Below are 2,430 nucleotides of genomic sequence, written 5' to 3'. Positions count from 1 at the left end.
AAGGCGGCGAGGCGGGCGGCCTGGGCGGGGTCCGCGGCGAGGTTGATCCGCTCGCCGGGATCGGCCATCAGGTCGAACAGCTGGTCGGGGTCGGCCGGGCTGTGGATGAACTTCCAGCCGTCGCGGCGGATCATCACCATCGGCGCCACCGCACCCTCGGCCAGGTATTCGCCCAGCACCAGGTCATGGCCGCCGGTGCCGGCCAGATGCGGCAGCAGGCTGCGCCCGTCCAGCGGCGTCGGGTGGGCCGGCGCGCCCTCGGGCGTCGCCAAATCGACCAGGGTCGGCAGCAGATCGGCGGAGGAAACGGCGGCGCCCACCCGGCGCGGCGCGAAGCGGCCGGGGGCGTGGACGATCAGCGGGATGCGGCTGCCGCCCTCCAGGAAGCTCATCTTGTACCAGAGGCCGCGCTCGCCCAGGAACTCGCCATGGTCGGAGAGGAGAATGGTGACCGTGTCTTCGGCCAGGCCGGTGCGGCGCAGCGCCTCCATCACCCGGCCGAACTGCTCGTCGACATAGGCGATGGCGCCGTAATAGGCGCGCCGGGCGCGGCGGGTCTGCTCCGGCGTGATCGGGGTGCGGTCCAGCTCGCACACCGCGCGCAGCCGGCGCGAATGCGGGTCGTCGGCCGGCGCGTCCTCGGGCAGCGGGATGTCCTCGTCGCGATGCAGGTTCCAGTACCGCTCCGGCACCGCGAAGGGGTCGTGCGGATGGGTCAGCGACACCGTCATGCAGAAGGGCTGGCCCCCTGCAGTCCCGGCGCCGGTCCGCGCCAGGTCGTAGAGGCGCCGTTCGGCGGCGAACACCACCTCGTCGTCGAAATCCAGCTGGTTGGTGCGGATGCAGGGGCCGGCATCGATCACCGACGACATGTTGTGGTACCAGCTCGGCCGCGCCTCCGGCCGGTCCCAGTCCGGGGTCCAGCCGAAATCCGCCGGGTAGATGTCGGTGGTCAGCCGCTCCTCGAAGCCGTGCAGCTGGTCGGCGCCGCAGAAATGCATCTTGCCGGACAGGATGGTGCGGTAGCCCAGCGCCCGCAGCGCATGGGCGAAGGTCGGGATGTCGGAGGGGAACTCGGCGGCGTTGTCATAGGCGCCGATCGCCGAGGGCAGCCGGCCGGACATGAACACGGCACGGGAGGGGCCGCAGAGCGGGCTGTTGCAATAGGCGGCGTCGAACACCACCCCGTCCCGCGCCAGCCCGGCGATCACCGGCGCCCGCACCACGGCGTTGCCATAGGCCGGCAGGGCGAAGGGCGTCAGCTGGTCCGCCATCAGGATCAGGATGTTCGGTCGCCGCGCCTCTGTCCCCACGATCCGCCTCTCCATGCCTATGCAACGCCGGGGACGGAGCCCCGGTTCAGCCGACAGGATGGGGTGCGACCGAAAGGATCGTGAAGACCGCGGCGGCTCATGGAGGTATTATCTCTGTTTATGGCAACCCGTCGCCGCGACCTGCCGCCGATGCCGGCGCTCCTGGCCTTCGAGGCCGCGGGGCGGCTGTCGAATTTCAGCGCCGCGGCGCGCGAGCTCGGGGCTACCCAGCCCGCCGTCTCCCATCAGATCGCCGCATTGGAGGCGCGGCTGGGCGCGGCCCTGTTCCGGCGGCTGCATCGCGGCGTGGCGCTGACCGGGGAGGGCGAGCGCCTGCTGCAGGTGGTGACCCGGTCGCTCGACGCCATTGCCGACACGGCGGCGGAGATCCGCCAGGCGCGCGACCCCGGCGGGCTGACCGTCGCCACCGATTTCGCCTTCGCCACCTACTGGCTGCTGCCGCGGCTGGAACGGCTGCGGGCGGCGCTGGGCGGGGTCGAGATCCGCATCCTGGCCAGCCAGGACGTGATCGACCCGCGCGACCGCGCCGTCGACGCCGTGGTCGCCTTCGGGCCGGGGCGCTGGCCCGGCTGCACCGTCGACCGGCTGTTCCCGGAAAGCGTGGTGCCGATCTGCAGCCCGGAGATGCTGGCCCGGCTGCCGCGCCTGACGGCGCCGGCCGACCTGCTGGGCCAGCCGCTGCTGCATCTCGACAGCCCGGACCCGGCGCGTTGGCTCGATTGGGCCGGCTGGTTCCGGGGGCAGGGGGTGGAGGGGGCGCCGCGCGGCCGCTCCCTGCGCCTCAACAACTATCCGCTGGTGCTGCAGGCGGCTTTGGCCGGGCAGGGGGTGGCGCTGGGCTGGCGGCCGCTGGTCGACGACCTGCTGGCGGCGGGGCAACTCGTCGCCTGCCTGCCGGCGCCCTACCGCACCCAGCGCGGCTACTTCCTGGCGCAACCCTTGGCCGACCGGCCGGATCCTTTGCGCGCCGCCTTCCGCGACTGGCTGGTGGCCGAGGCGGCGGGGCGCGGCGCCCGAGGTGGTGATTCCGGAAAAGGGCGAAGGTGACTCAGGGGAACGTGTGGCCTCTCCCGCAAGCGAGACCTTTTCAGAAGGT

The 2,430-nt window shown here is 72.5% G+C and carries 2 protein-coding genes; one reads left to right on the top strand and one right to left on the bottom strand.

What is annotated here, in order from left to right; genetic code table 11:
• The coding region (gene betC, locus P409_RS31990) for a choline-sulfatase (protein WP_238578823.1) at nt 1–1,313 on the bottom strand (1,313 nt) is incomplete at its 3' end.
• A 120-nt stretch (nt 1,314–1,433) separates the two neighbouring features.
• On the opposite strand from betC, the gene P409_RS31985 reads away from it, so the two are divergent.
• Entirely contained in the window at nt 1,434–2,381 is a 948-nt protein-coding gene (locus P409_RS31985; RefSeq protein WP_052121637.1) for a choline sulfate utilization transcriptional regulator, read from the top strand.
• The last annotated feature ends 49 nt before the right edge of the window (nt 2,382–2,430 follow it).

The sequence above is a fragment of the Inquilinus limosus MP06 genome, assembly GCF_000767795.1.
Taxonomy (GTDB): domain Bacteria; phylum Pseudomonadota; class Alphaproteobacteria; order DSM-16000; family Inquilinaceae; genus Inquilinus; species Inquilinus limosus_E.
Note: the sequence above shows the minus strand (reverse complement) of the source record. Positions and strands in the feature narration are given on the sequence as shown.